This is a genomic window from Streptomyces niveiscabiei (assembly GCF_001419795.1).
In the GTDB taxonomy this organism is placed as follows: Bacteria; Actinomycetota; Actinomycetes; order Streptomycetales; family Streptomycetaceae; genus Streptomyces; species Streptomyces niveiscabiei.
The window spans coordinates 1-2433 of sequence record NZ_LIRL01001102.1 but is presented as its reverse complement, the minus strand read 5'-3'; the positions used below and the strand labels follow the sequence as shown (position 1 = coordinate 2433).

At 74.1% G+C, this 2433-nt stretch carries 2 protein-coding genes and 1 pseudogene; 2 read left to right on the top strand and 1 reads right to left on the bottom strand.

Going from position 1 to position 2433, the window contains the following annotated elements; genetic code table 11:
- Positions 1-794: AraC family transcriptional regulator (locus AOK24_RS40530; RefSeq protein WP_055724910.1), on the bottom strand; the 794-nt coding region annotated here is incomplete at its 3' end.
- An 89-nt stretch (positions 795-883) separates the two neighbouring features.
- Here AOK24_RS40530 and AOK24_RS40525 point away from each other — a divergent pair.
- Positions 884-1717 (top strand): NAD(P)H-binding protein, encoded by an 834-nt coding sequence (locus tag AOK24_RS40525; protein WP_055724909.1) that lies wholly within the window; start codon positions 884-886, stop codon positions 1715-1717.
- Between the two features lie 250 nt (positions 1718-1967).
- A pseudogene (locus tag AOK24_RS40520) lies at positions 1968-2433 on the top strand (hypothetical protein); the annotation flags it as partial.

The window sequence follows — 2433 nt, the reverse complement described above, 5'->3', positions numbered from 1 at the left end:
GCAGACCTCCGGTACACGCTCGGGCTCACCCCGTACGCCCTCTTGAAGGCGGCGCTGAACCCGAACGCGTCCGCGTACCCCACCCTCCGCGCCACCGCGCCGACCGTCTCCCGCGACCCGGTGAGCAGGTCCGCCGCGAGGCTCATCCGCCAGGACGTCAGGTAGGTCAGCGGCGGGGTCCCGACCAGCCGCGTGAACCGGTCGGCGAGCGTCGTGCGGGACACGCCCGCCTCGGCGGCGAGGCCGACGAGGGTCCAGGCGCGCTCGGGTGCCGCGTGCATGACCCGCAGGACCGGTCCGACGACCTCGTCGCCGAGCGCCCCGAACCACCCCGGCGGCAGGTTCCCCGGCCGGTCGAACCACCCCCGCAGCGCGCACACCAGCAGCCAGTCCAGCAGCCGGTCCTGGACGACGGGCCGGCCGCTGTCCCCCGACCCGGCGAGGAAGTCCAGCAGGGGCGCGCACCCCTCGTCGCCCGGCACCACCATCACCTCGGGCAGCACGCCGGCCAGCCGCCGCCCGACGGCACCCGGGGCGTCGTACACCCCCGTGAGCAGGACCGCGGGCTCCGCCTCGGACAGCAGCCGTACGGCGCCGGGCCCGCGTACGACGACGGTGTCGCCGGCCCGCACCCGCTCCCCGGGGTCCAGGCTCCCCGTACCGCTCAACACCGCGCACAGCGTCAGGGAGTTGTCGCCGCCCAGCGGTACCGACCAGGGCGGTGTGAGGTCGGTGCGGCGCAGCCCGGCACCGTCCGCGCGCACGCCTTGCAGCAGATCGTCGAACGGATCCATGCCGACACCCTAGTGGCCCGGACGATCACGCAATTCCGCCGGACGTTCAGCCATGTCCCCCGGTTTGACAGGCCAGTTGACTGCGTGGCATGACGAACTGCACAGACGCGGTACTGGTACTGGGAGCGACGGGGAAGGTGGGCCGGCGCCTCGTTCCGGCGTTGCGGGCGGCCGGGCGGGAGGTGAAGGCGGCCTCGCGGACCGGCGCGGTGCGGTTCGACTGGGCCGAACAGGGCACATGGGCGGGGGCGTTGGCCGGGGTCGGCGCCGTGCATCTGCTCGCGCCGGAGGATCCCGGGCTCGCCCAGCCCTTCGTGGAACAGGCGGTCGGCGCCGGGGTGCGCCGGTTCGTGGCGCTCTCGGGGCGCGGCGTCGACAGGGTCGCGCCGGACACGTTCCGGGGAATGGCCGCCGCGGAGAAGGCCGTTCGGGAGTCCGGCGTCGAGTGGACGGTCCTGCGGCCCAACAACTTCCACCAGAACTTCGACGAGGACCTGTGGCAGGCCCCGCTGCGCGCCGGGCGCCTGGCCCTGCCGGCCGGAGAAGTCCCCGAACCCTTCGTGGACGTACGGGACATCGCGGAGGTGGCCGCCGCCCTGCTGACGTCCGACGGGCTCCAGGGCGAGGTGTACGAGCTGTCGGGTGCGCGGGCGCTGACGTTCGCCGAGGCGGTCGCGGAGATCTCCCGTGCCACCGAACACCCCATTGTTTACGAGGAGTTGACGCCTGAGGAGTACCGTTCCGAGTTGCTGGGCCAGGGTTTCCCGGAGGAGGCGGCGTATGAGCTGAACGCCTTGTTCGCGGCGATGCGCGCCGGGCACTCCGCCGTGCCGACGGACACGGTGGCGCGGGTTCTCGGGCGGGAGCCGGTCTCCTTCGGCGAGTACGCCGAGCGCGCGGCGGCGTCCGGGGCCTGGCGGTAGCGCCGGACCGGCCCCGACGGCTCCCGCCGCCCGGCATGGCGGGAGCCGCCAATCCCAACTCCCGTATCCCGCCCTCCACTTGTGGAGACCCGTGAAGGTTGAAAGGGGGACTTCCGCATAGGATCGGAGATCTCGTGGAGAGGGACCAGGCGTGAGCGAACACAACGGCAGGGCGGCGTTCGGGGGCGAGGACGGATCGGCCCGGGGCCCCGCCCCGGGGCACGCCCCCGGCGCGGCCCCGGAGTCCGCCGTGGAATCCACCCTGGAGTACCCCTCGGGCCTCGTCCCGGGGTCCGGGGGAAGCCCCGCCCAGGGCACAACCGCGCCCGGCCAGGTGCCGTCGTACGACTTCATGCCCGCGCCCGGCCCGGGCCCCGGCCTCTTCCCGGAGCCCGACACCGAGGCGGACCCGGACGACCCCGCCGGCCCCGAACTCGGCCCGGACACCGACGAGAAGCCCCCGGCCAAGCGCAGCCGGATAGCCATCGTCACCGTCACCGCGGCGACCTTCGCCGTGACGGCCGGCATCCTCGTCGGCGTCTCGATGTACCAGACCCCGACCCGCGGCGACCATCTCCAGGACGACCTGCGCGCGGGCGTCCCCGACCAGGTCTCGGCCAGCGCGGAGCAGTCGCCCGGCGCCTCCGGGAGCCCCTCGGACTCCGCGAGCCCCTCGGCCTCGGAGTCGCCCTCGCAGCTGGCTCTTATACACATCC